The organism is Methanothermobacter sp. EMTCatA1, from assembly GCF_002356395.1.
Taxonomy (GTDB): domain Archaea; phylum Methanobacteriota; class Methanobacteria; order Methanobacteriales; family Methanothermobacteraceae; genus Methanothermobacter; species Methanothermobacter thermautotrophicus.
The window spans coordinates 93631-116195 of record NZ_AP018336.1 but is presented as its reverse complement, the minus strand read 5'-3'; the positions used below and the strand labels follow the sequence as shown (position 1 = coordinate 116195).

Here is a 22565-nt window from a genome sequence, read left to right as displayed (position 1 = left end):
CAGAAGTGATCATATGCCAGAAACCTACATCATAACACCCAACCTCAATGGAGTATCCTTCCTCGAGGTGTATTTCAGGTCTCTTCTCAGACAGACCTATGAAGACTTCAGGGTGGTCTTCATTGACAACGGCTCATCGGATGGTTCAGTGGAGTTTATAAAGAGTAACTTCAGTGAATACCTCGGTGACAGGATAATATTGATCGAAAACCATGAAAATCTGGGGTTCGCTGCATCAAACAATCAGGGAATCAGGATAGCCCTTGATGACCCCCACTGCAGGTATGTGGTATGCCTCAATAATGACACCGAGGTTCTTCCAGATTTTATAGAGAATCTTATACTGGCGGCCGGGGACGATGAAAGGGTGGGGAGTGTGCAGGCCAGGATGATATGGGGACAGAACAGAAAACTCATAGACTCTGCCGGCCTTGAATACTCACTGAATGGTCTTGGATTCAACAGGGGCGCATATGAACCAGTTGAAAATTTCAATGAAAGGGCCAGGATCCTGGGTTGCTGTGCCGGTGCCTGTCTCTACAGAAGAGAAGCCCTTGAAGACGTTGAGGTCGACGGTGAATACTTTGATGAGGATTTCTTTGCATACTATGAGGACTTTGATCTGGCACTCAGACTCAGAAGCGCAGGATGGGATTCCCTTTATGCACCCGATGCCACTGTATACCACTACAAGGGGGGTACCAATCCCTTTGTAAGTGACTTCACGGTTTACCACAACTGGAGAAATTATACTTGGACCTTCATTAAGAACATGCCAGTTGATCTGCTTTTAATGTGTCTCCCCCTCTTTGTTCTCACAGAAATTATTCAGGTACTTCTGAACATAAAGAGGGGGAAACTCATAATCCTGAGGGCAAAATATGATGCCTACAGGGGGCTGGGAAGGGTTATGTGTAAAAGGAGGGCTTTGAAGAGGGTACCTGAATCAGAAATTAAAGAGTACCTTACAATGAGATGGTCAGTTAAGGTACCCTCCCTTCAGGAAGATTGAAGATTCAGGGATTGCCTGTAATATAAGCGTTAAAGCCCCGGTATTTGCTTTATCATGGATTGCAACGTCAGAGCCCGTTAGTTGCTTTTCCTGATCATCTTCACTCAACGGTCACACACTTTGCAAGGTTCTTTGGTTTGTCAGGGTCCAGTCCACGTTCCACACTCACATGGTAGGAGAGGAGCTGGAGGGGAACGATGTAGATCAGGGGTGATATGACATCATCCACCTCAGGGTCAAGGCCTATGAAGTCATCAGCCTCCTTCCTGAGGGATTCGTCTGAAATACTGCCAACCCCTATGACCCTTGCACCCCTTGCCCTGACCTCCTCAACGTTGCTCAGGGTCTTATCATGGCACGGACCTGGCGGTGAAATCGCAACGACCGGGACCCCTTTATCTATCAGAGCCAGGGGTCCGTGCTTGAGTTCCCCTGCTGCGTATCCCTCACCGTGTATGTAGGTTATCTCCTTGAGCTTCAGGGCACCCTCAAGGGCCGTTGGATAAGCAAATCCTCGGCCTATGAAGAAGAAGTCACTCACGTCACTGCAGGTGGCTGCAAGTTCCCTGATGCTATCCTCATCCTTAAGGGCCCTCTCCATGAACTCAGGAACCCTTCCAAGTCTATCCATGAGCTCGGGTGCGCCCATTGCAGCCACGAGCATGTATATAACTGTTAGCTGACTCACATAGGTCTTGGTTGCAGCCACACCTATCTCAGGTCCCGCCCTTGTGTATAGAACATGCTGGGCCTCTCTTGTCGCCGAGCTCCCAAGTACATTGACTATTGCCAGAGTCTTCGCCCTTGAATTGGCTGCGCGGAGGGCGTTCAGGGTATCCGCTGTTTCTCCTGACTGGCTTATGAATATCGCCAGTGTCCTGTCATTCAGGGCCCCTGCTGAGTATCTGAACTCGCTTGCAAGGATCACATCGGTTGGTATGCCCAGGAGGCTCTCAAAGAGGTACTTTCCAACCAGTGATGCGTGGTAGGATGTTCCACAGGCAACGAAGCAGATCCTTTCAACCTCGCCTATCTCCTCAACCACTCCAAGCACCTCATCCCACTCTGTGAGGGTGTCCCTCACCGCGGAGGGTTCCTCATGTATCTCCTTAAGCATGAAGTGGTCGTAGCCGCCCTTCTCTGCCATGTCAGCGGACCAGTCGATTGAATGGATCTCCTTCTCCACAGTGTTGCCCTCCATGTCGGTGACCCTCAGATCCCCATCAAGTATGACCATCTCACCGTCATCAAGGTATATCACCCTGCTGGTGTGGTTGAGGATGGCTGGCACATCTGAGGCCAGGAAGTATTCACCTTCACCGACACCGACTATGAGGGGGCTCTCCTTCCTGGCCCCCACGATCCTTCCCGGCTCCCTGGATGATACCACTGCAATCGCATATGCCCCCCTGAGCTTCCTGAGTGCTGTGGCTGTTGCGGCTTCAAGGTCCATCCCCTCATCCATGTACTTCTCTATGAGGTGTGGTATGACCTCGGTGTCTGTCTCGGACCTGAATATGTGGCCCTCAGATTCAAGTTCCTCCTTAACCTCAAGGTAGTTCTCTATTATCCCGTTGTGTACAACTGCTATCTCGCCACTGCAGTCGGTGTGTGGGTGGGCATTCTCAGCTGTGGGGAGACCATGGGTTGCCCACCTAACATGGGCTATCCCCATACTGCCCGGTAGATCTGCAAGGTCAAGTTCTGCGTCCACCTCGTCGATTTTGCCGCTGTCCTTCTTTATCCTTATCATGGGGTCCGATGTCGCAATACCAACGGAGTCATAGCCCCTGTACTCCAGTCTCCTGACGCATTCCAGGAGAACCGGGGCTGCACTCCCATCCTTAAGTATACAAGCCACAATGCCACACATTATTTCACCCTAAGAAGCATGAATCTGATTTCGCAAGATTATATAACTGAATCGCAATATAACTCATAATAGAATTTACACCTATATAAGTATTGGAGAGTTGATCAGGATTTCATACTCAAATTCTTTAAAAGTGATAGTATGGATGTGAAGATAGACGGTCCACTGTACAGTGGTAAGGCAAAGGATGTTCTCCTTACAGATGACCCTGAAATCGTTGCCGTTAGGTTCAGGGACGATATAACCGCAGGTGACGGTGAAAAGAAGGACACCCTCGAGATGAAGGGCTACTACAACTCTGTGATCTCAGCAAAGATATTCGAGGTTCTCGAGGAGGCGGGGGTACCGACCCAGTACCTTGAACTTAGGGAACCAGGATGCATCCTTGCAAGGAAACTTGAGATGATACCCATAGAGGTCATAACCCGGAATATAGCAGCGGGGAGCATCGTGAGGAGGTTTCCCTTCACTGAGGGCCAGGAATTCATACCACCCCTCATACAGATGGACTACAAGAGTGATGAGCACGGGGACCCCATGCTGAACGATGACATAATCCTCGCCCTGGGGATCGCCACCAGGGATGAACTGGAGGAGATAAGGAGGATCACCCTCCAGATAAACAGTGTCCTCAGGGACTTCCTGAAGTCAAGGGGACTTATCCTGCCCGACTTCAAACTAGAATTCGGAAGGGACTCCGGTGGCAGGATAAGACTCGGCGACGAGGTTAGCCCTGACACCTGCCGCCTCTGGGACATGGAGACCGGAGAGCCCCTGGACAAGGACATATTCCGCCGTGGAGAGGAGGGTGTTGTTGGCGCCTACAGAAGGGTGGCCAGGATGATACTTGATGATGAGGACATCGAAAGGTGGAATGTTGAACTCTGAGGTGATGGAATGAAGTTTATGGTCGAGGTCAGAATAAGGCTAAAGAAGGGCATGCTGAACCCTGAGGCAGCCACAATTGAGAGGGCACTGGCTCTCCTTGGATATGAGGTTGAGGACACCGATACAACTGATGTTATAACCTTCACCATGGATGAGGACAGTCTTGAGGCCGTTGAGAGGGAGGTTGAGGACATGTGTCAGCGCCTCCTCTGCAACCCGGTCATCCATGACTATGATGTCAGTATAAACGAGATGGAAGGCTGAACCATGAGGGTGGGAGTTATAAGGTTTCCGGGATCCAACTGTGACCGTGACGTCCACCATGTCCTTGAACTGGCAGGGGCGGAACCTGAGTATGTCTGGTGGAACCAGCGCAACCTTGATCACCTCGACGCCGTCGTGATCCCGGGGGGTTTCTCCTACGGGGACTACCTCCGTGCAGGTGCAATCGCAGCCATAACCCCTGTCATGGACGCTGTCAGGGAACTTGTGAGGGAGGAAAAACCTGTACTTGGCATATGCAATGGCGCCCAGATACTGGCAGAGGTTGGGCTTGTGCCAGGGGTCTTCACCGTAAACGAGCACCCAAAATTCAACTGCCAGTGGACCGAACTCAGGGTTAAAACAACCAGGACGCCATTCACAGGTCTCTTCAAGAAGGACGAGGTTATAAGGATGCCTGTGGCACATGCCGAGGGCAGGTACTACCACGACAATATCAGTGAGGTATGGGAAAACGATCAGGTCGTCCTCCAGTTCCATGGGGAAAACCCCAACGGTTCACTGGACGGTATAACCGGGGTCTGCGATGAATCAGGCCTTGTATGCGCAGTGATGCCCCACCCTGAGAGGGCATCCGAGGAGATACTGGGATCCGTGGATGGCTTCAAATTCTTCAGGGGCATCCTGAAGTTTAGAGGGTGATGCTCATGGTGGTCTATCTTGTTGGGGCAGGACCCGGGGACCCTGAACTCATAACACTCAAGGCGATAAGGGTCCTTGAAGGGGCAGACGTGGTGATCTATGACCGGCTTGCAGGTGAAGAGATACTCAGATACGCACCTGATGACGCCAGGCTCATATACGTCGGTAAGAGGGCAGGTGAACACCACAGGACCCAGGACGAGATAAACAGAATACTCGTTGAGGAAGGAAAAAAACATGAGACCGTTGTGAGGCTCAAGGGCGGCGACCCCTTCGTATTTGGAAGGGGTGGTGAGGAGATCCTGGCCCTGAAGGAAGCCGGCATCCCCTACAGGGTCATCCCCGGAGTGACATCGGCTGTTGGTGTCCCCACATCAGTCGGGCTTCCTGTAACCCACAGGGGCGTTGCAACATCCTTCACGGTGGTTACAGGCCACGAGGACCCATCAAAGCCCGCTAAGCAGGTCCACTGGGACTACAATGCAGATACGCTCATAATACTCATGGGTGTTGGCAACATAAGGGAGAACATGGAGGAGATCATGAAGCACCGCCCCGCCGACACCCCGGTATGTGTGATTGAGAGCGGTACGCTGGATGATGAGAGGATAATCCTCGGGACACTTGGAGACATCGCAGATAAGGACCTGAGGCCTCCCGGCATCATAGTGGTGGGTGATGTTGTCAATGTCTACCGTGAAATTAGAGGGACTGAGAAATAGGACCGTGGCCGTGACACGGCCCCCTGAAAGATCTGCAGAGGCTGTTGAACTGATAGAGGGGGCAGGTGGAAGGGCCCTCGTGGCCCCGACCCTTGAATTAAAGGAGGCGCACACAGAATCCCTCAGGGAAGTCTGCCGGAGGGCTGATGAATGGGATCTTGTAATATTCACGTCACAGGCCGCCGTTGAATCCCTCTTCCAGCTCTGCAGAGAATTTGCAGGGAAAATCAGGAAGGACTGCCTGGTGGCAGTTATAGGTCCCAGGACCGCCAGAGTGGCCGGTGAGCATGGACTCCGGGTCGATATCGTCCCGGAGGATTATACTGCCGAGGGCCTCCTGGATGCCCTCACCGGTCTCAACATTGAGGGCTGGAAGGTGGCTCTCCCAAGGACACTCTCTGCAAGGAAGGTCCTTCCCCGAGGACTTGAGATGATGGGTGCAGAGGTCCTCGTGGCCGAGGCCTACAGATCCGGTTTACCTGAAGACACCGGCCCCGCAGAGGAGCTTATAGATGGTCTCCTGGATGGAAAGGTGGATGCAGTCACCTTCACAAGCCCCCTCACTGTTGAGAACCTCTTCAAAATCGCCGGTAACCGGCGTAAAGAGCTCATAGAGGTTCTGAAGAGGGTTAAGGTGGCTGCAATAGGCCCCATAACCCTCAGGAAGCTGGAGGAGCATGGAATCACCGCCGTGACACCCGAAAGGTACACCGTGAAGGATATGATAGCTGCGCTCGCAGTTAGCATGGGTGAAGATGTGGACTGACAGAATGAACGAAACCAGGAGGAGTGAACTTGATCATATGGCCAGCTTATCTTGATTCAAGAAAATCACGGAGTGAGGGTCGCAGGGTGCCCCTCGAGTATGCTGTTGAATCCCCGACCGCCAGTGAGATACTCAGGGCTGCCAGGAAGCTCCAGCTGGAGGCCAGTATGGAATCAGACAGGGCATACCCACCGTCCTGGTGGGAGTCCTCAGGAAGGGTTGTTGTGGAATACAATGGTAAAAAGAGCGAACTCCTTCCAAAAATTGCAAGACTTGTGAGGTCCTCAAGGAAGAGATGATGCCATGGCTATGGGTATGGATGAACTGAGATTGGCCCTCAGAAGGGCCAGGGAGATGGTTGAATCCTCTGAAACAGTCACGGTCTACAGTCACACTGACTGTGATGGTATAACAGCCGCGACGGTGCTCAGCAAGGTCCTTGAAAGGCTCGATATGGACCATGAGGTGAGGATCATAAACATCAACGAGGTCCCTGAAGTTGAACTTTCCTCTGACCTCACCATCTTCAGCGACCTTGGATCCGGTCAGAGAGTCCATGAGAACCTTAAATCAAACTCAAGGGTTCTCATACTGGACCACCACCCCCCTGTGAGGAAGATGAACTTCACAGCCCCCAGCGGGGATTTCCTGGAGATAAACCCCATATTCTATGGGATGGACGGCTCAACACATGTCTCAGGCGGGGGACTCACCTACCTCCTTGCAAGGGAATTCGGCTACAGGGACCTCAGCTGGATGGGTCTCCTTGCAGCGGTGGGTGACATGCAGAACATCACCCTCGGTAAAATGGAAGGCCTGAACAGGGATATCCTCCAGGACAGCGTCAGTGAGGGTCAGATCGAGTGCCAGAGTGACCTGACAATCTATGGTAGACATACAAGGCCTCTGGTTAATGCGCTCTCCTATTTTGGGGATGTAACTCTCCCGACAACAAACAACACCAATGAGTGCATTGCAAGGCTCAAAAACCTTGGAATACCCCTCAAAAATGGGGAATCACAGCGAAAACTCTGTGACCTTACGGATGATGAGAAGAGGAAACTCTTCAACGAGATATACCGCATGATGGTCAGTGAAGTCCCTGAAAGATATCACAGATACCTTCCAAGGCTTATCCTCGGCGAGGTCTATGAGCTCAGCTCCGAGGAGAGGTACACTGTTTTCAGGGATCTGTCTGAGTTCTCAACGGCGGTGAACGCCTGTAACCGCAACTCAAGGTGGAAGCTTGCAATGGAGATAATCGGAGGGGACCGGAAAGGGAAAAGGGATGAACTGGAGGATGTGCTCAGGGATCACAGGACCTACCTTGCAGTTACACTCGACGAGATAATGGATGAGGAACTGATAAGGGACATGGAGAACCTCCAGTACTTCCATGCTCCGGGAGTGAACACAGCCGTTGTGGGCACGGTCGCAGGCATGCTCCTTGGCTACGGTGACTGGAGGAGGCCCATGATTGGACTGGGAGAAACCGCTGATGGACTCAAGGTTTCGCTGCGATGCTCACGGCTCCTGGCCTTCGACGGCATACACTTCGGCTCCATAATGAGGAGGGTCGCTGAGAAGGTGGGTGGAAGCGGAGGGGGCCATGCAACTGCCTGCGGCGCCTACATACCCTCAGAGCGTGAGAGAGAATTCCTCGAACTCCTTGATAGGGCCATAAAGAATGTGAAGGTGAATGGATGAAGGCATTGAGAAAAAAGGGTGAACTTACACGCTTTCAGATACTTAGTGAGATAGCCATGCGTCAGCCCTATGTGAGGCAGAAGGACATAGCAGATAAGCTCGGAGTAACTGTCCAGGCAGTCTCTGAGAACATCAAGAGCCTCATAGCCGAGGGCCTGGTTGAGTCCGGAAGCGGTAGGTCCCACTACAAGATAACAAGGAGGGGTGCTGAGAAGATCAAGGAGGCCGCCATGGACCTTCGAAGGTACGCAGATGAGGTGCTTGAATCCATGAGCTTCTACAGGTCTGTGTGGCCGGCCATAGCCTGGGAGGACCTCCAGGAGGGGGATAAGGTTGAACTTTTCATGGAGGATGGTATACTATATGCAAGGAGGAGGAGAAACGGGGAGGCCTATGCAGAGGTACTCCACCCTGCACGGAGGGGTGAGGATGTTGCCCTATCAGAACTCGGGGGGACCATACCACTCCAGCGGGGTAAGGTGACCATAGCCGTGCTGCCAGGAATATCTGAGGGTGGATCAAGGAACGCCGACCTTGAAAGGTTGAGGGAGCTCAGCAGAGGCCATGATAGAACCGGGATAATGGGGACCGTTTCAAGGGCGGCTGCAAATAAACTGAACCTGCAGGTGGATTTTGAGTTCGCAACACCCCACGCAGCACTTGCAGCTGCAAAGAGGGGCCTCAACGTCCTTGTACTTGCAGTTGGTAAAATGAGCAGGAGTATAACAGAAAAACTTGAGAAGGAGGGTGTTGAGTACTCTGTGGAGGACCTCAGGCTCACCCCGAAGGAATAAAAATCAATCAGAGGGAATAGACCTCCTCAGGCGGGACCATGCGCACCCCTGCATCCCTCAGTGCACCCTCAAGGGCGTCCAGGTCCTCTGTACTCATGAACAGTATGGCCTTGTCCTTCTTCTCATGTACAAAGGCATATATGTAGTCAAGGTTCAGATCGTAGTCCTTCAGCACCTCAAGGATGGATGCAAGGCCCCCTGGCCGGTCATCCATTTCAACCGCAACCACGTCCTTAATTTTAACGACAAAACCCTTATCCTCAAGCACGGCCGCCGCCTCTTGAGGTTCGGGTACTATGAGTCTCAGTATGCCGAATTCGGATGTGTCTGCAAGTGAAAGTGCCCTGAGGTTTATACCTGCCTCTGCAAGTGTGCTGAGGGCCTTCCAGAGCCGGCCCTTCTTATTTTCAAGGAATATAGATATCTGCTTAACCCTCATATTATCACCGCCTCGTCCTTTAAACTAGAGGTTCCTCCTGTCTATCACCCTCACAGCCTTGCCCTCACTCCGGGGTATGGTTCCGGGTTCCACAAGGGTCACCTTGACCCTGAGGCCTATCTCATTTTCTATGAACTCCTCGATGCGGTCCCGGGTCTCCACCATCTTCCGGATATCATCTGAGAAGAGTTCCGGTGATGTTTCAACCCTGACCTCAAGTTCATCCATGAGGTGGGGTCTTGTCACTATTATCTGGTAGTGGGGTTCTATTCCGTCTATGCGGAGTAGCGCCTTCTCTATCTGGGATGGGAACACTGATACCCCGCGGACCTTGAGCATATCGTCAACCCTGCCTGTGATCCTTGAGATCCTTGCAAGGGTCCTGCCGCAGTTGCAGGTTTCATAGTCTATGGAGGTTATGTCCTTGGTCCTGAACCTTATAACGGGCATCCCCACCCTCGTCAGTGTTGTGATCACAAGCTCCCCCCTTTCCCCTGGGCCGAGCCTCTCACCGTTCTTATCTATTATCTCAGGGTAGAAGTGGTCCTCTGCAATGTGGAGTCCCTTCTTCTCACTGCACTCCATTGCAACACCTGGCCCCATGATCTCTGTCAGGCCGTATATGTTGAAGGCCGGTGCATTGAATCTTCTCTCAATCTCAGCCCTCATCTCCTCGGTCCACATCTCGGCTCCGAAGCCTATTGCCTTTATCCTGGACTCTTCGGGGTCAAATCCTTCTTCACGTGCTATTTCGGAAAGGTAGAGACCGTAGGACGGTGTGAATATCATGACTGTTGTTCCAAAGTCCTTCATTATCTCTATCTGCCTTCTTGTCTGCCCCGTTGATATGGGTATGACCGTGGCCCCGATCTTCTGGGCCCCGTAGTGGACGCCGAAACCCCCTGTGAAAAGTCCGTAGCCGTGGGTGTTATGGATTACATCATCCTCGGTGAGGCCCATCATGGTAAGGCCCCTTGCCATGACCTCACTCCATATTTCAATGTCCTCCCTGGTGTAGCCTGAGACCACCGGCTTGCCTGTTGTCCCTGATGATGTGTGAACCTCAACTATCTCCCTGCGTGGCACTGCGAACATCCCGAAGGGGTAGACCCTCCTCAGGTCGTCCTTTGTTGTGTAGGGGAGTTTTTCTATATCGTCAAGGGTCTCTATATCCTCGGGGTAGACCTCCACCCTTTCAAAGGCCTCCCTGTAGTAGGGTACATTCTCATAGGCCCTCTTCACGGTATCCTGTAGTCTCCTGAGCTGCAGTTCCTCCAGTTCATCCCTTGATATGCATTCCATTTCCCTATTCCAGATCATCAGAATCATTCCCGGATCAGTGTAACTCTTAATGATTTATGATGATTTAAAAATAAATGTTACCCCGGTATCTGGACCAGGAGAAACTCCATGGAAGATTGTGATTTAAAAGATTAATGGTTTCTGATCTGACTCAAGGTGATGATTTAAAAAAAATAAGGGCCACCTCTGATCTGACTCAAGGAAATCGTGTGAAAAAAGATAAGAGAGGATGATCCCCTCTAATTAACCAGTTAGAGGATATCCTCGAAGCGTTTTTCAACTTCCTTCCAGTTAACTATGTTCCAGAATGCCTCAACGTAGTCTGGTCTCACGTTCCTGTAGTCAACGTAGTAGGCGTGTTCCCATACATCGAGGACCAGGAGTATCCTGAAGTGTGGTATGACGTTGACGTTGTGTTTCTCGACCTGCATTATGAAGAGCCTGTCTGTCCTCTGGCAGTAGGTGAGTACCGCCCATCCTGAACCCTCTGCACTTATTGCTGCCTGTGAGAACTCCTTCCTGAATCTTTCAAAGCTTCCAAAGTCCTTCTCTATGTACTCTGCGAGTTTTCCTGAGGGTTCTCCTCCGCATTCATCTGAGGGTCCCATGTTACCCCAGAAGAAGAGGTGAAGCACGTAGCCCCCGACATGGAAGGAGAGCTCCTTGAGGGCTGCCTTGATGTCAACGTCTGTGTCTGATTCCCTTGCCTCATCCAGTTTCCTGAGGAGTGCGTTGGCACCATCCACGTATGCCTGGTGGTGTTTCTGGTGGTGTATGGTGAGCTGCTCCCGGGATATGTGTGGTTCAAGGGCGTCGTATGGGTACGGGAGCTCAGGTAGCTCATAGAATTTTTTCTCCAAATCATTCACCCCCTACTTTGCGGTGGCATAGCCACCAGTCATAGCATTCATATTCATCCTTCCTCTTTCTCGCGGTTTCAATATCAGATGCGGGAGGCACTATCACATGGTCACCGATGAGCTGGTTATCGGGCCAGTTGGCTGGTGCTGCAACCCCCTCAGCATCTATGACCCTGAAGGCACGTATCATCCTCACGATTTCCGGGATGTTCCTTCCAAGTTCCTGTGGATAGTATAGGATGGCCCTTATTATCCCCTCCGGGTCCACCACAAAGACTGCCCTGACGGTGTTTGTGGGTCTTGCCGGGTGGATGAGTCCCAGGGTGTCCGCCACCCGTCCAGTATCTGCTATCACCGGGAACTCTATCTCTGTGTCAAGGTTCTCGGCTATCCACTCGATCCACTTGATGTGGGAGAATACCTGGTCAACACTGAGGCCCACGAGTTCACAGTCAAGTTCCCGGAGTTCCGGGTATACCTCCTGAAAGGCCACGAACTCCGTTGTGCAGACCGGTGTGAAGTCTGCAGGGTGGCTGAAGAGGATGAACCATTTGCCCTCAAATTCATCCGGGAGTTCCATCGGTCCATGGGTCGTCTGGACCTCCATCTCCGGGAATTTATCCCCTATGAGGGGCATTCCCCTTCCTTTTTTCTTTATCTTTCTGAGTTCGTATACCTTCTCCCCCATAGCTCATTCCCCCTTATCTGCGGGTGGATTGTAGACCCTCTTTGCCAGTTCCGCATCCAGCATGAGGAGTCCGCTGGGTGAGTCTGATGCGAGGCGCACCCTCTGGAGAAGGCCCCCTGCTGATTCCTCCTCCTCAACCTGCTCTGCAACGAACCACTGGAGGAAATTGTTGGTTGCATGATCCCTCTCTGAGATGGCGAGGTCCACAAGGTCATTTATGAGTCCTGTGACCTTCTTCTCATGTTCAAGGACATGCTTGGCCACCTCAAGTGGTGATTCCCACTCAAATGGTGGTTTCTCTATCTCATCCAGTACGACCCTTGCACCCCTCTGGACAAGGTAGTCGTAGAATTTCATTGCGTGTGAAAGCTCTTCCTGGGCCTGTACACGCATCCAGTTTGCAAATCCAGGAAGATCGGAGGCCTCGTAGTAGGCTGCCATTGAAAGGTAGAGATATGCTGAGTAGAGCTCAGCATTTAGCTGCCTGTTTAGCGCCTCCTGCATCCTTTCACTTACCATCCATTCACCCCCTTTATCTTCATGGCAAGTTCATCCACCCTCTGAAGGTCCTCCTCCACCGGGAGACCCTTCACAAGGACGGATTCAAGGTATTCGACATTCAGGTTTGACAGGAGCTTCCTGACCTCGGATTCTATCAGGCTGCCCCATCCATAGGATCCCATGACCGCAACATGCCTTAAGGGTGGTCTCAGGGCGTTTACGAGGTAGAGGACTGATGCTATGGCTGGATGTGGTCTTGTGAGTACCGTCGGGGATGCCACGACAAGCACGGATGCGTCGACGAGTTCCGTCAGGAATTCCCCTGTGTCATGTTCTGCAACGTTCACCGGTCTCACGCTCACATCAAGTTCCATGAGTTTCTCTGTGAGTCTCTCAACCATGACCCTGGTGCTTCCATGCATGGTGGTGTAGGCGATGACCACTCCATCCCCGCCTGAGGTCCAGGTATCATAGGCGTCCATTATGAGCCCGGGTTCAGATATGACCGGGCCATGTGATGGTGCTATCATTGATACTTCAAGCTCCGAGATCTTCCTGAGGTTTGATGCCACCATCTGGCTGAAGGGCATCATTATGTGGGCGTAGTACCTCTTTGCCTCCCTCAGGAAGTCGTCCGGTGTCTCCATGATGTCTGATGTTGCAATGTGTGATCCGAAGAAGTCGCATGTAAAGAGTATGCCATCCTCCTCAAGGTAGGTTACCATGGTATCTGGCCAGTGAACCCATGGTGTTACGATGAATCTCAGTGTCCTGTCACCCAGGGAGAGGCTTTCACCATCCTTAACCTCCCTGAAGTTCCCGTTGATCCTCAGAAGCTCCTGCAGAAGTTCTATGCATGCAGGTGTCCCGATGACCTCTGCCTCAGGGTAGATTTCAAGGAGTTCGGGTATGGTGCCTGAGTGATCCTGTTCTGCATGCTGTGATATTATATATTTTATATCTGCGTCCATCTCCTCAAGGGTCCTGAGGAGTTCGGCTGCCCTTGATGGCTCCGTGGTGTCAATGAGGGCTGTGGCGCTGGTTCCAGAGATCAGGTAGGAGTTGTAACTTGTACCCCTCGGGAGGGTTACCAGTTCATCGAAGGTCCTTCTGTCCCAGTCGATGGTGCCGGTGTAGTAAACCCCATCAGCAATCCTTTTTGCTGTCATCTAATCCATCTTCTTGAACTGGTCCTTTCCAACCCCGCAGACCGGGCATACCCAGTCGTCCGGGAGGTCCTCGAAGGGTGTTCCTGCCTCTATGCCTGAAACAGGGTCTCCCTCCTCAGGGTCGTAGATGTATCCACACATCTGACAAACATATTTGTCCATTCATTCACCTCTCAATCCAGTGGTTTGAACATCTTCTTCTTTGCACCGCATGAGGGGCACCTCCAGGTCTCCGGGAGGTCCTCAAATGGTGTTCCTGGTGGTGTGTCCGTCCGGGGCTCGCCCTTCTCGGGGTCGTAGATGTATCCGCATACACGGCACTTGTATCTCTTCATGGCTGATACCTCTGATTTTATAGCTGCTACGCTATATCTTTATTACTCTCCTAAAATTTAAAATTATCTATAAAATTCACTGCGAAATCTTTATAGTGTTAAGAGGCCCGGCATCCCTCTGATAACTTGTTTAATGGGCTGCGGATAGGAAGCAGGGTACTGCTGATAAAAAGAAGATCTGAAGCAAAGATTATACGTCCGGATTAATCCAAAAAATAATATCTGCAGGACCCGGAGGTCCTTAAAAAAAGAGTTTTACTGGTCGAGGTACTTCATTCTGAATACATTGAATCCAACAACGCATCCCACAAAGCCCATCCTCAGGTATGGGCTTACAGGTGCATAGAGGGCGATTAAGAGTATCAGAACACCCACGAGGCTGTGGGTTAGAAGGTTCTTCCAGTCTGTAAGGTAGGACTTTATACCGCTGAACACCCTTTTCAACCTAACACCTCTCTTGATATATCAAATTTTGATATATCATATTATTATATACTTCCATATATACCTTTCTAACCAGGGGTGAAAAAATTATCATTTCACCAGGAGGACCGGAACATCCACAGTCTTGAGGGTTGTCTCAGCAACACTCCCCATCAGCAGTTTCTCAAGGCCTGACCTCCCATGGGATGCGATAACCACAAGATCAGCCCCTGTCTTCTCTGTGATCTTCTTCATGTCATGGGCCGGGCTCCCGAAGACAAGTACCTCATCAACCCGGACACCGGCCTCACGCCCCTTCCTCTGAACAGACGCGAGTATCTCCTTACCCTCATCCTCAAGGACATCAAAGGGGTATATCAGCTTCTCATCGATGACATGGACTGCAATCACCACGGAACCCAGACGCCCTGCGAGTTCTATGGCCATATCCTCTGCCCTTGCAGCGTACTCTGAGCCATCCGTTGGAACCATTATCTTTTCAAACATGAAACCACCTACTCAACATGCCTCACATGATCACCTATGACAAACTTGTTTCCGCCCACATGGAGGACAGGCTTCACAGACTCAACATCAAGGAGGCCTTCCTTCACAGCTCCAGACCGCACCGATGCGCTCACCACAGACCCTGTTATAAGGTTATGGTCCCCCACCTCAAACATCCGGAGGAGTTCACATTCAAGGTGCCCCGGGGCCTCAACGATTCTTGGAGGCTTCACCTTCCTGGAAGAGGTCCAGGCAAGACCCGCAGCCTCGAGTTCATTCTCCCCTGCTGGAATGTCCCTGGCGGTGACCCACATCCGTTCAATTATATCTGCAGGTGTTATGTTTATAACAAATTCATGTGTGCTCTCAATGTTTCTGGCTGTGTGGTGGTCTGGCGCCGATGCAAAGGCAACAACCGGCGGGTCAATTGAGACCGGCATTGTGAATGAGAAGGGGGCTGCGTTGATGTTACCATCCTCATCCACGGTTGTTACCATAACCGTCGGTCTGGGTGTCAGTATCCTGTGGGCGTTTTCAACCGGAAAATCCTCAAAATCCATGGACATCACCCCTTAACCCTCTGAAGGTATCTTGCATGGCTCCTCTCAACAAATTCATCACAGAGTTCACCGGGTTCACCATCCATCACAATCCTTCCATCCTCAACCATCACGGCCCTTGTGCTGAGCTCCCTTATGAAGTCAACATGGTGGCTAACCATTATGATGGTTGTCCCGAACTCCATGTTGATCCTCTTGAGGGAGTTGGAGACCATGCGCAGTGTGATTGGGTCCAGGTCCCCGAAGGGCTCATCCAGTATCAGTACATCGGGCCTCGATGCGAGTACAAGGGCAAGGGTCGCCCTCACCCTCTCGCCGCCTGATAGCTCATAGGACCTCCTGTCAAGTATACTCAGGGGAAGGTCAAGGGCCCTGAATATGGGCTCAGCATACCTCTTAACCTCACTGTCAGGGAAGCTTGGGAAGAGCTCCTCAAGTATCTCAGGTGAGAGGCCCAGCTTCTCCAGACGGTACCGTGCCTCGGTCTCAGGAAGATCAGTGAGCTGGTAAAGGACATCGAGGACCATGTCACTTATTCCAAGTTCATCGGCCCTCTTCTTTGCCTCCGCAACAACATGTTCTCCCTTAACACCCAGCCTTGAGGCGATCTGACTCCTTATGGTTGCATGGTGCACAAGGGCAAACTCCTGGTGCATGAACCCCATCTTTCGCCTTATTCCCATCCTCTTAACACCAGGCTCATGCATGTTGACCCATTCATTGTTGAGGCGGAACTCCACTGTACCCTCATCAGGTAGATCCAGACCCCCTATCATCCTGAGAAGGACTGTCTTACCTGCTCCACTGGGGCCTATTATGGACACCATCTCCCCCTCAGCTATATCTAGGTTAACATCACTCATCTCCAGGACAGCTCCACCCTTGAGGAGTACGAACCTCTTCCCGAGACCACGGACCCTGAGTATCTCCTTCCCCCTGGACCCCGGAGTGTATTCAACAGGGGGTTCGATGTCCTCAAGGAACCTTCCTATAATGGCTGAGGGTTCGCCCTCATCAACTATGCGGCCCCCATCCATGAGCACCACCCTGTCGGCCAGGTACTCGTGGACCTCCGGGAGGTGGGATACAAGGACCACGGTGACACCGAGTTCCCTGTTTATGTTCTTTATGGCGTCCAGTATCTCCTGCTTGGTCCTCGGGCAGGACATGGTTGCCGGTTCATCAAGTAGAAGGACCCTGGGTTTCTTTGCAAGCTGCCTTGCCATTATGAGCCTCTGTTTTTCACCCCCGCTCAGTACCGGGGCGAAGTGGTCAGCCTTGTGTTCAAGTCCAACAACCCTCAGGAGCTCCATGGCCTCCTCACCGAATTCATCAGAGGCATAGTCAAAGTCTGTCATGGACTCATCACCATACCTTGTAGCGTAGAGCTTCCTTATAACGTTCTCAAGGGCTGTCTCTGCCCAGAGACCAAAGGACCTCTGCAGGTGAATGGCTGTCTTCTTCTTCAGCTTAGAGAAATAGTACTGGCTGGAATCAGCTTCAACTGTTACATCATCAAGGGTGATCCTCCCTGAATCAAAGGGTTCCACACCCCTCAGTATCCTCAGGAGGGTCGTCTTACCTGATCCGCTCATGCCCAGAATCCCGAGTATTTCACCCTCGGCCACCTCAAGGTTAACATCAGAAAGTGCCCTGAATTCGTCTCCATTCTCCAGTTTATAGGTCTTTGTCAGGTTCTCTACCCTTATCATTGTATCACCTGCCTATCTCCTCTGGCAGTGTCCATGAACTGCAGACTGCCATTGAATGATCCACAATCGCCACCGGCTCCATGAATATATACTAGAAGCACCATAGTTCTAATAGTTTTACTGACATAATAACCTTTATGCGGTGATGACAATGAGGGGATTGCTGGTTGGAAGGATGCAGCCATTTCACAGGGGCCACCTGCAGGTCATAAAGAGCATACTCGAGGAGGTCGATGAACTCATAATATGTATTGGCAGTGCACAGCTGAGCCACAGCATCCGCGATCCATTCACAGCAGGTGAGAGGGTCATGATGCTCACCAAGGCCCTGAGTGAAAACGGGATCCCTGCATCACGCTACTACATCATCCCTGTCCAGGACATAGAGTGCAACGCCCTCTGGGTGGGCCACATAAAGATGCTCACACCACCCTTTGACAGGGTCTACAGCGGGAACCCACTCGTGCAGAGGCTATTCAGTGAGGATGGCTACGAGGTTACAGCCCCGCCGCTCTTCTACCGTGACAGGTACTCCGGGACAGAGGTTAGGCGAAGGATGCTGGATGATGGGGACTGGCGTTCCCTCCTCCCTGAATCTGTGGTGGAGGTTATAGATGAGATCAATGGTGTTGAAAGGATAAAACACCTTGCAAAAAAGGAGGTCAGTGAACTTGGAGGGATATCATGATTGTACGGGTAACCGATGAGAAGGAGGCCTACCGGATGGAGGACCTCATAGAAAACCTCAAGAAAAGCCCATACCTCGATGAATGCGGGGCCATATTCACCTTCGAGGGTATTGTTCGTGGTGTGGATGATAAGAGGATAGATAAGCTGGTACTCACAACACCCGACATGGAGAGGGCCCAGATTGAGCTTGAGGGTATAGTGGAGGATGTCAGGAGGAAGTACCCGGTAAGGGACGTTGCCGTGGTCCACTATCTCGGCGAGTTCTACACCTCAGAGACACTCTTCATGGTGGCTGTGGCCGGTCCGCATCGTGAGGAGACACTGAAGGCCCTCAGTGAGATAATTGAGAGGACAAAGCATGAAATTGAATTTAGGAAGGAGGAGTACACCGACAGCGGTAAGAATATCATAATGTCAGGCGGCTGAAAAAAAATCAGGGCAGAAACCTCCTGGAACAGATTAACGGGGCAGGACATGAAATTCATAAGGGACAGCGTCCATGGAAACCTGAAACTGAGTGAGTTCGAGGTCAGGATAGTTGACACGCCACAGTTCCAGCGCCTCAGGCGCATAAAGCAGCTCGGATTCACCAGCCTCATATACCCCGGTGCAAACCATTCAAGGTTCGAACACTCCATAGGTGCCATGTACCTTGCATCACGACTTGCAGAGCACCTCGGTCTTGGCCATGAAAAGAAGAGGGTGCTGAGGCTGTGCGCCCTCCTCCACGACGTTGGGCACGGCCCATTCTCCCATGTATCCGAGGGTGTCCTTGAGATGTCCCATGAGAGCCTCACAAGGGAGCTGATAAGAAAATCCATCCTTGGGGACATAATATCCGAGGAGTTCGACCTCAGGCAGGTTATGAGGATACTCAGGGGTGAGGGAGTCCTTGGCCAGGCCATCAGCGGGGAGCTGGATGTTGACAGGATGGACTACCTCCTCAGGGACTCCCACTACACAGGTGTGGCCTACGGTATAATCGACGTTGAAAGGCTGATATACAACATGAAGATGGAGAACGACCTTGTACTCGACAGGAAGGGCGTCCAGGCAGCCGAATCCGCCCTCCTTGCAAGGTACTTCATGTACCCCAGCGTATACCAGCACCACACCACCAGGATCGTGAACTCCATGTTCAGGAGGTGCCTCAGGAGCCTCATATCAGGTGGCGTCCTGGACGCGTCCAGGATCTACAGGTACGACGACATGGACCTCATCGTCATGTGCAGGAACCAGGAGGGCCTTGCAGGTGATATGATGAGGAGGCTTGATAACAGGGACCTCCTCAAGACCGTTGACTCGGTGAAGCTCAATGAACTTGAGGACCCTGATAGGGTCTTCAGGATAACGGAGGCAGAGATACAGAGGGCTGAGGAGGAGATAGCAGAGGACATGGGCCTCGACCCCGACTACGTGGTGGTGAATCTACCCGAGTACCCTGCCTTTGATGAGATGAGGACCCAGGTCTCTGTTGGTGACTCAATTGTAAACCTGAGCCACATTTCAAGCCTCGTCGGGGCCCTGAAGGAGGCCAGGTTCAATCATGCAGATATCTGTGTCTATGTTCCCGGGGAGTTTGCAGGGTCCTTCAGGGACTTCAGCCTCCATGACTACATGGACCTCCCTGAGAGAAGGCCCTCCCATCCAAGGCAGCTGCGCCTAACAGTCCCGGACTACCTCCGGTTCAGATGATCTTCTGAAAGATGTTTCCTCCATGAATGAAGGTGATTAAAATGATAATACTTGCCATGACAGGTGCGAGTGGTGTTATCTATGGTGAGAGGATCCTGAAGGCCCTCAGAGGGGCTGGAGTGAGGATTGGACTCATGATAACCGACACCGCACGTGAGATAATAAGATATGAACTTGGGATTGAACCAGGGGCCCTTGAGGAACTGGCAGATGAGTGCTTCGATGCCAGTGACTTCACAACATCCATAAACAGCGGATCATCCCCCTTCAGGGCAATGGTCATCGCTCCCTGCACAATGAAGACCCTCTCTGCCATAGCCAACGGATATGCTGAGAATTCCCTTACAAGGGCTGCAGATGTCTGCCTGAAGGAGAGAAGGGATCTTGTCCTCGTCCCAAGGGAAACCCCGTTGAGGAGTGTCCATCTTGAAAACATGCTCAGGGTCTCAAGGGAGGGTGGGATAATACTCCCTGCCATGCCAGGTTTCTACCATAAACCCGCCAGCATAGAGGATATGGCGGACTTCATAGCTGGAAAGGTCCTTGATGTACTTGGAATAGAGAACGACCTCTTCAGAAGGTGGACAGGTAAGGATATCTAACCGCATTAAGATTTGATGACCTGATACCCGACGATGAGTTCAACGATGATGGAATAACCCCCCAGTAAAGGTGATGACTTGATACCCGACGATGAGTTCATAAAGAACCCCTCAGTCCCGGGCCCAACCGCCATGGAAGTGAGATGCCTCATCATGTGCCTTGCAGAGCCCGGTAAAAATGATGTTGCCGTTGATGTGGGCTGTGGAACCGGTGGAGTGACCCTAGAACTTGCAGGGAGGGTCAGAAGGGTCTATGCAATCGACAGGAACCCTGAAGCCATCTTAACAACTGAGATGAACCTCCAGAGGCATGGCCTTGGAGATAATGTAACACTGATGGAGGGTGATGCCCCTGAGGCCCTCTGTAAGATCCCTGACATCGACATTGCAGTTGTGGGTGGTAGCGGGGGTGAACTGCAGGAGATCCTCAGGATTATAAAGGATAAGTTGAAGCCCGGTGGCAGGATAATCGTGACGGCGATACTCCTTGAGACGAAGTTTGAGGCAATGGAGTGCCTCAGGGACCTTGGATTTGATGTGAACATCACTGAACTCAACATAGCAAGGGGCCGTGCACTTGATAGAGGCACCATGATGGTCTCAAGGAACCCTGTTGCACTGATATACACTGGGGTATCCCATGAAAACAAAGATTAACTGGAAAGCAACCCAGATACAGGGGGTATCCAATGAAGACAAAAATTAACTGGAGAGTAAAACTGGCGCTTCTTCTGGTACTTGTATCAGCATCCATATACTTCATTTTATATCTGATATTCCATAAACCTGAAACAGAGCTCTTCTACATTGGTATAGACCTTGCATTCGTGCCCCTGGAGATACTTATAGTGGTGATAGTTGTTGAGGCCGCTATATCCCGAAGGGAACTCTCTGAGAGGCTTGAAAAGCTCAACATGGTCATAGGTGCATTCTTCAGTGAAACCGGTACAGAGTTCCTGAGGGAGGTGTCCCCCTTTGAATCAAACACACCGTTCATTGCATCCAGACTGATCATGGATACCTCCTGGAGCAGTGATGATTTCAGAAAAATAATTGATGAGTTCAATGGTCTGGACTTCAGTTTTGAGCTTGGATCAGAGGAGAGCATTGAACTCCTGCATTACCTTAGGGAGTTTCTCGTATCAAGGAGGAAGTTCCTCCTTGGGCTCCTGGAAAATCCTAATCTACTTGAACATGAGAGTTTCACAGATATGCTCTGGGCCGTGTTCCATCTGATGGAGGAGCTCGAGGCCAGGGAGGATATCACCTCCCTCCCGCCTTCAGACTATGAACACCTTGCAGGTGACCTTACGAGGGCCTACAGTGCAGTTATCGGGGAGTGGCTTGGCTACATGGAGCACCTGAGTGAGAACTACCCCTACCTATTTTCCCTCGCAGTGAGGAAGAACCCCTTCAACAGGGAGGCGCGGGTGGAGGTCCTCAGTTGAGTTCATGGGAAGAATTCAGTAAAGGGGGCCAGAAAGATTTCATATTTTAATTTAAATTTTTAATATTGGCTTGATGTGAAAATAAAATCGTATAACTTATATATTATGATAAAGAGAGTATAGAAAAACTCCTGTGGTTGGTATCCATGGAAAGGTTGACCCTAGAGCAGTATAGGGAAATGGTTAGCGAGATAATTGAGTTTAAGAATCTGTACGGGTCTCTACCGAAATATGCTCTTGTCGATGGGAAGAAAATCCATAAAGAACACTACATCGACATGATTGAGCGTGTAAACAAGTTTGTTCTTGAGATGGGAAGGAATCCACGCACAGTTGATATCAGATCCTGAGATCCTCCGGACGGTTGAAGTTCCTGAAGCTTTGAAGTGTCGGATCCAGTCTGATTGCGGCTATGCGGCAGGAGTTAATGGATTCAATCAGAGTCCCCACTCTCCTTTTATTTTTGGATAGAAGCGCCTCCACAGTCCCCCTCACCCTGGCAGAGTACACAGCATGGAGGGGTTCCGGTCCATCATCCCCCCATGGTACTATGGCGTCACAGGAATCCCCAAGCCTCCGGAAGCACTCCTTCATATTCACCAGGAACTCGTCCGTAACAAGGGGCGCGTCACAGGGGAGGAAAAGCGCAGCATCCCCTGATATATTCCCCAGTGCAGTGTATATTCCTCCAAGGGGTCCTGCACCAGGCAGCTCATCCGTCAGGATCCTCACACGGTCATCGAGGATGCCCCTGTAGGTCCCGGCCTGGTCAGTGTCACGCAGAACCACAAGGACATCACTGAAATGTCCAAGTAATTTTGCTGTTATGATCTCTATGAAGGGCCGGTCATCCATGAGAAGAAGTCCCTTATCTGAGCCCATCCGCCTTCCCCTGCCACCGCAGAGGACAGCAACAGAGTCAAGTTCACTCATTTCCATAAAAAAATA

At 51.4% G+C, this 22565-nt stretch carries 30 protein-coding genes; 16 read left to right on the top strand and 14 right to left on the bottom strand.

Annotated elements, in window-relative coordinates; genetic code table 11:
* Positions 1-13: 13 nt before the first annotated feature.
* The gene (locus tca_RS00765) at positions 14-1012 is read left to right on the top strand and encodes a glycosyltransferase family 2 protein (RefSeq protein WP_286708957.1); all 999 of its coding nucleotides are present in this window, start codon (positions 14-16) and stop codon (positions 1010-1012) included.
* Between the two features lie 100 nt (positions 1013-1112).
* Here the strand turns inward: tca_RS00765 and glmS are convergent, their stop codons facing one another.
* A complete protein-coding gene (glmS, locus tag tca_RS00760; protein WP_286708956.1) occupies positions 1113-2885 on the bottom strand; it encodes a glutamine--fructose-6-phosphate transaminase (isomerizing) in 1773 nt (590 codons plus the stop codon).
* Positions 2886-3026: 141 nt separating this feature from the next.
* Between glmS and purC the strand changes: the two genes are divergently transcribed.
* Genes purC through tca_RS00720 form a run of 8 tightly spaced genes read left to right on the top strand, consistent with a single transcriptional unit; the run spans position 3027 to position 8686 of the window.
* Positions 3027-3773: a phosphoribosylaminoimidazolesuccinocarboxamide synthase gene (gene purC, locus tca_RS00755; protein ID WP_115892801.1), complete on the top strand. Its 747-nt coding sequence runs from the start codon at positions 3027-3029 to the stop codon at positions 3771-3773.
* 9 nt (positions 3774-3782) lie between these two features.
* A complete protein-coding gene (purS, locus tag tca_RS00750; RefSeq protein ID WP_010875808.1) occupies positions 3783-4037 on the top strand; it encodes a phosphoribosylformylglycinamidine synthase subunit PurS in 255 nt (84 codons plus the stop codon).
* Between the two features lie 3 nt (positions 4038-4040).
* A complete protein-coding gene (purQ, locus tag tca_RS00745; protein WP_010875807.1) occupies positions 4041-4697 on the top strand; it encodes a phosphoribosylformylglycinamidine synthase subunit PurQ in 657 nt (218 codons plus the stop codon).
* A 5-nt stretch (positions 4698-4702) separates the two neighbouring features.
* Complete coding sequence (gene cobA, locus tca_RS00740; protein WP_048060761.1) at positions 4703-5419, top strand: uroporphyrinogen-III C-methyltransferase; 717 nt, start codon at positions 4703-4705, stop codon at positions 5417-5419.
* On the top strand, positions 5385-6185 hold the full coding sequence (locus tag tca_RS00735) for a uroporphyrinogen-III synthase (RefSeq protein ID WP_048060760.1): 801 nt from the start codon (positions 5385-5387) through the stop codon (positions 6183-6185). Before cobA ends, tca_RS00735 begins: the two co-directional genes overlap by 35 nt.
* Before the next feature lie 23 nt (positions 6186-6208).
* Positions 6209-6484 (top strand): signal recognition particle subunit SRP19/SEC65 family protein, encoded by a 276-nt coding sequence (locus tca_RS00730; protein WP_115892800.1) that lies wholly within the window; start codon positions 6209-6211, stop codon positions 6482-6484.
* A gap of 10 nt (positions 6485-6494) precedes the next feature.
* Positions 6495-7892 (top strand): single-stranded-DNA-specific exonuclease RecJ, encoded by a 1398-nt coding sequence (gene recJ / locus tca_RS00725; protein ID WP_115892812.1) that lies wholly within the window; start codon positions 6495-6497, stop codon positions 7890-7892.
* Positions 7889-8686, top strand: a complete 798-nt coding sequence (locus tca_RS00720; RefSeq protein WP_286708955.1) for a MarR family transcriptional regulator — start codon at positions 7889-7891, stop codon at positions 8684-8686. Before recJ ends, tca_RS00720 begins: the two co-directional genes overlap by 4 nt.
* Before the next feature lie 7 nt (positions 8687-8693).
* Here the strand turns inward: tca_RS00720 and tca_RS00715 are convergent, their stop codons facing one another.
* From tca_RS00715 to tca_RS00660, 12 genes are all read right to left on the bottom strand, one after another.
* Positions 8694-9125, bottom strand: coding sequence for an ACT domain-containing protein (locus tag tca_RS00715; protein WP_286708954.1), 432 nt, complete (start codon positions 9123-9125; stop codon positions 8694-8696).
* A 24-nt stretch (positions 9126-9149) separates the two neighbouring features.
* The gene (locus tag tca_RS00710; RefSeq protein WP_286708953.1) at positions 9150-10445 is read right to left on the bottom strand and encodes a phenylacetate--CoA ligase family protein; all 1296 of its coding nucleotides are present in this window, start codon (positions 10443-10445) and stop codon (positions 9150-9152) included.
* Positions 10446-10678: 233 nt separating this feature from the next.
* On the bottom strand, positions 10679-11287 hold the full coding sequence (locus tca_RS00705; protein ID WP_286708952.1) for a superoxide dismutase: 609 nt from the start codon (positions 11285-11287) through the stop codon (positions 10679-10681).
* A 1-nt stretch (position 11288) separates the two neighbouring features.
* On the bottom strand, positions 11289-11975 hold the full coding sequence (locus tca_RS00700) for a peroxiredoxin (protein ID WP_115892798.1): 687 nt from the start codon (positions 11973-11975) through the stop codon (positions 11289-11291).
* Between the two features lie 3 nt (positions 11976-11978).
* The gene (locus tca_RS00695) at positions 11979-12494 is read right to left on the bottom strand and encodes a ferritin (RefSeq protein ID WP_269899418.1); all 516 of its coding nucleotides are present in this window, start codon (positions 12492-12494) and stop codon (positions 11979-11981) included.
* Positions 12488-13645, bottom strand: coding sequence for an FprA family A-type flavoprotein (locus tag tca_RS00690; RefSeq protein WP_286708951.1), 1158 nt, complete (start codon positions 13643-13645; stop codon positions 12488-12490). Before tca_RS00690 ends, tca_RS00695 begins: the two co-directional genes overlap by 7 nt.
* Positions 13646-13807, bottom strand: coding sequence for a rubredoxin (gene rd, locus tca_RS00685; RefSeq protein ID WP_010875795.1), 162 nt, complete (start codon positions 13805-13807; stop codon positions 13646-13648).
* Positions 13808-13818: 11 nt separating this feature from the next.
* The gene (locus tca_RS00680; RefSeq protein ID WP_013295425.1) at positions 13819-13980 is read right to left on the bottom strand and encodes a rubredoxin; all 162 of its coding nucleotides are present in this window, start codon (positions 13978-13980) and stop codon (positions 13819-13821) included.
* Between the two features lie 255 nt (positions 13981-14235).
* On the bottom strand, positions 14236-14415 hold the full coding sequence (locus tca_RS00675) for a hypothetical protein (RefSeq protein WP_269899838.1): 180 nt from the start codon (positions 14413-14415) through the stop codon (positions 14236-14238).
* Between the two features lie 99 nt (positions 14416-14514).
* Entirely contained in the window at positions 14515-14910 is a 396-nt protein-coding gene (locus tca_RS00670) for a universal stress protein (RefSeq protein WP_115892796.1), read from the bottom strand.
* An 8-nt stretch (positions 14911-14918) separates the two neighbouring features.
* Complete coding sequence (locus tca_RS00665; protein ID WP_286708950.1) at positions 14919-15470, bottom strand: flavin reductase family protein; 552 nt, start codon at positions 15468-15470, stop codon at positions 14919-14921.
* Positions 15471-15475: 5 nt separating this feature from the next.
* Complete coding sequence (locus tag tca_RS00660) at positions 15476-17182, bottom strand: ABC transporter ATP-binding protein (protein WP_286708949.1); 1707 nt, start codon at positions 17180-17182, stop codon at positions 15476-15478.
* Between the two features lie 151 nt (positions 17183-17333).
* On the opposite strand from tca_RS00660, the gene tca_RS00655 reads away from it, so the two are divergent.
* From tca_RS00655 to tca_RS00625, 7 genes are all read left to right on the top strand, one after another.
* On the top strand, positions 17334-17870 hold the full coding sequence (locus tca_RS00655; protein ID WP_048060754.1) for a nicotinamide-nucleotide adenylyltransferase: 537 nt from the start codon (positions 17334-17336) through the stop codon (positions 17868-17870).
* Complete coding sequence (locus tca_RS00650; protein ID WP_286708948.1) at positions 17867-18298, top strand: molybdenum cofactor biosynthesis protein MoaE; 432 nt, start codon at positions 17867-17869, stop codon at positions 18296-18298. The genes tca_RS00655 and tca_RS00650 overlap by 4 nt, the downstream gene beginning before the upstream one ends.
* A 48-nt stretch (positions 18299-18346) precedes the next feature.
* A complete protein-coding gene (locus tag tca_RS00645; protein WP_010875787.1) occupies positions 18347-19567 on the top strand; it encodes an HD domain-containing protein in 1221 nt (406 codons plus the stop codon).
* 41 nt (positions 19568-19608) lie between these two features.
* A complete protein-coding gene (locus tag tca_RS00640; protein ID WP_048060752.1) occupies positions 19609-20169 on the top strand; it encodes a UbiX family flavin prenyltransferase in 561 nt (186 codons plus the stop codon).
* A 78-nt stretch (positions 20170-20247) separates the two neighbouring features.
* Complete coding sequence (gene cbiT / locus tca_RS00635; protein WP_115892792.1) at positions 20248-20826, top strand: precorrin-6Y C5,15-methyltransferase (decarboxylating) subunit CbiT; 579 nt, start codon at positions 20248-20250, stop codon at positions 20824-20826.
* Positions 20827-20858: 32 nt separating this feature from the next.
* The gene (locus tca_RS00630) at positions 20859-21617 is read left to right on the top strand and encodes a hypothetical protein (protein WP_286708947.1); all 759 of its coding nucleotides are present in this window, start codon (positions 20859-20861) and stop codon (positions 21615-21617) included.
* Between the two features lie 146 nt (positions 21618-21763).
* On the top strand, positions 21764-21967 hold the full coding sequence (locus tca_RS00625; protein ID WP_048060751.1) for a pseudomurein-binding repeat-containing protein: 204 nt from the start codon (positions 21764-21766) through the stop codon (positions 21965-21967).
* On the opposite strand, the gene tca_RS00620 is transcribed toward tca_RS00625, so the two are convergent.
* On the bottom strand, positions 21957-22556 hold the full coding sequence (locus tca_RS00620; protein WP_115892791.1) for a molybdenum cofactor guanylyltransferase: 600 nt from the start codon (positions 22554-22556) through the stop codon (positions 21957-21959). The genes tca_RS00625 and tca_RS00620 overlap by 11 nt on opposite strands.
* Positions 22557-22565: the final 9 nt, after the last annotated feature.

Excerpts from the sequence above, each read along its gene's own strand:
- tca_RS00660 (WP_286708949.1), bottom strand. The coding sequence starts at position 17,182 with ATGATAAGGGTAGAGAACCTGACAAAGACCTATAAACTGGAGAATGGA.
- purC (WP_115892801.1), top strand. The coding sequence starts at position 3,027 with ATGGATGTGAAGATAGACGGTCCACTGTACAGTGGTAAGGCAAAGGAT.
- tca_RS00655 (WP_048060754.1), top strand. The coding sequence starts at position 17,334 with ATGAGGGGATTGCTGGTTGGAAGGATGCAGCCATTTCACAGGGGCCAC.
- tca_RS00710 (WP_286708953.1), bottom strand. The coding sequence starts at position 10,445 with ATGATCTGGAATAGGGAAATGGAATGCATATCAAGGGATGAACTGGAG.
- tca_RS00700 (WP_115892798.1), bottom strand. The coding sequence starts at position 11,975 with ATGGGGGAGAAGGTATACGAACTCAGAAAGATAAAGAAAAAAGGAAGG.
- glmS (WP_286708956.1), bottom strand. The coding sequence starts at position 2,885 with ATGTGTGGCATTGTGGCTTGTATACTTAAGGATGGGAGTGCAGCCCCG.
- tca_RS00765 (WP_286708957.1), top strand. The coding sequence starts at position 14 with ATGCCAGAAACCTACATCATAACACCCAACCTCAATGGAGTATCCTTC.
- tca_RS00640 (WP_048060752.1), top strand. The coding sequence starts at position 19,609 with ATGATAATACTTGCCATGACAGGTGCGAGTGGTGTTATCTATGGTGAG.
- tca_RS00720 (WP_286708955.1), top strand. The coding sequence starts at position 7,889 with ATGAAGGCATTGAGAAAAAAGGGTGAACTTACACGCTTTCAGATACTT.
- tca_RS00735 (WP_048060760.1), top strand. The coding sequence starts at position 5,385 with ATGTCTACCGTGAAATTAGAGGGACTGAGAAATAGGACCGTGGCCGTG.
- rd (WP_010875795.1), bottom strand. The coding sequence starts at position 13,807 with ATGGACAAATATGTTTGTCAGATGTGTGGATACATCTACGACCCTGAG.
- cobA (WP_048060761.1), top strand. The coding sequence starts at position 4,703 with ATGGTGGTCTATCTTGTTGGGGCAGGACCCGGGGACCCTGAACTCATA.
- tca_RS00695 (WP_269899418.1), bottom strand. The coding sequence starts at position 12,494 with ATGGTAAGTGAAAGGATGCAGGAGGCGCTAAACAGGCAGCTAAATGCT.
- tca_RS00645 (WP_010875787.1), top strand. The coding sequence starts at position 18,347 with ATGAAATTCATAAGGGACAGCGTCCATGGAAACCTGAAACTGAGTGAG.
- tca_RS00650 (WP_286708948.1), top strand. The coding sequence starts at position 17,867 with ATGATTGTACGGGTAACCGATGAGAAGGAGGCCTACCGGATGGAGGAC.
- tca_RS00715 (WP_286708954.1), bottom strand. The coding sequence starts at position 9,125 with ATGAGGGTTAAGCAGATATCTATATTCCTTGAAAATAAGAAGGGCCGG.
- tca_RS00625 (WP_048060751.1), top strand. The coding sequence starts at position 21,764 with ATGGAAAGGTTGACCCTAGAGCAGTATAGGGAAATGGTTAGCGAGATA.
- tca_RS00665 (WP_286708950.1), bottom strand. The coding sequence starts at position 15,470 with ATGGATTTTGAGGATTTTCCGGTTGAAAACGCCCACAGGATACTGACA.
- tca_RS00630 (WP_286708947.1), top strand. The coding sequence starts at position 20,859 with ATGAAGACAAAAATTAACTGGAGAGTAAAACTGGCGCTTCTTCTGGTA.
- recJ (WP_115892812.1), top strand. The coding sequence starts at position 6,495 with ATGGGTATGGATGAACTGAGATTGGCCCTCAGAAGGGCCAGGGAGATG.
- purQ (WP_010875807.1), top strand. The coding sequence starts at position 4,041 with ATGAGGGTGGGAGTTATAAGGTTTCCGGGATCCAACTGTGACCGTGAC.
- tca_RS00690 (WP_286708951.1), bottom strand. The coding sequence starts at position 13,645 with ATGACAGCAAAAAGGATTGCTGATGGGGTTTACTACACCGGCACCATC.
- purS (WP_010875808.1), top strand. The coding sequence starts at position 3,783 with ATGAAGTTTATGGTCGAGGTCAGAATAAGGCTAAAGAAGGGCATGCTG.
- tca_RS00680 (WP_013295425.1), bottom strand. The coding sequence starts at position 13,980 with ATGAAGAGATACAAGTGCCGTGTATGCGGATACATCTACGACCCCGAG.
- tca_RS00620 (WP_115892791.1), bottom strand. The coding sequence starts at position 22,556 with ATGGAAATGAGTGAACTTGACTCTGTTGCTGTCCTCTGCGGTGGCAGG.
- tca_RS00670 (WP_115892796.1), bottom strand. The coding sequence starts at position 14,910 with ATGTTTGAAAAGATAATGGTTCCAACGGATGGCTCAGAGTACGCTGCA.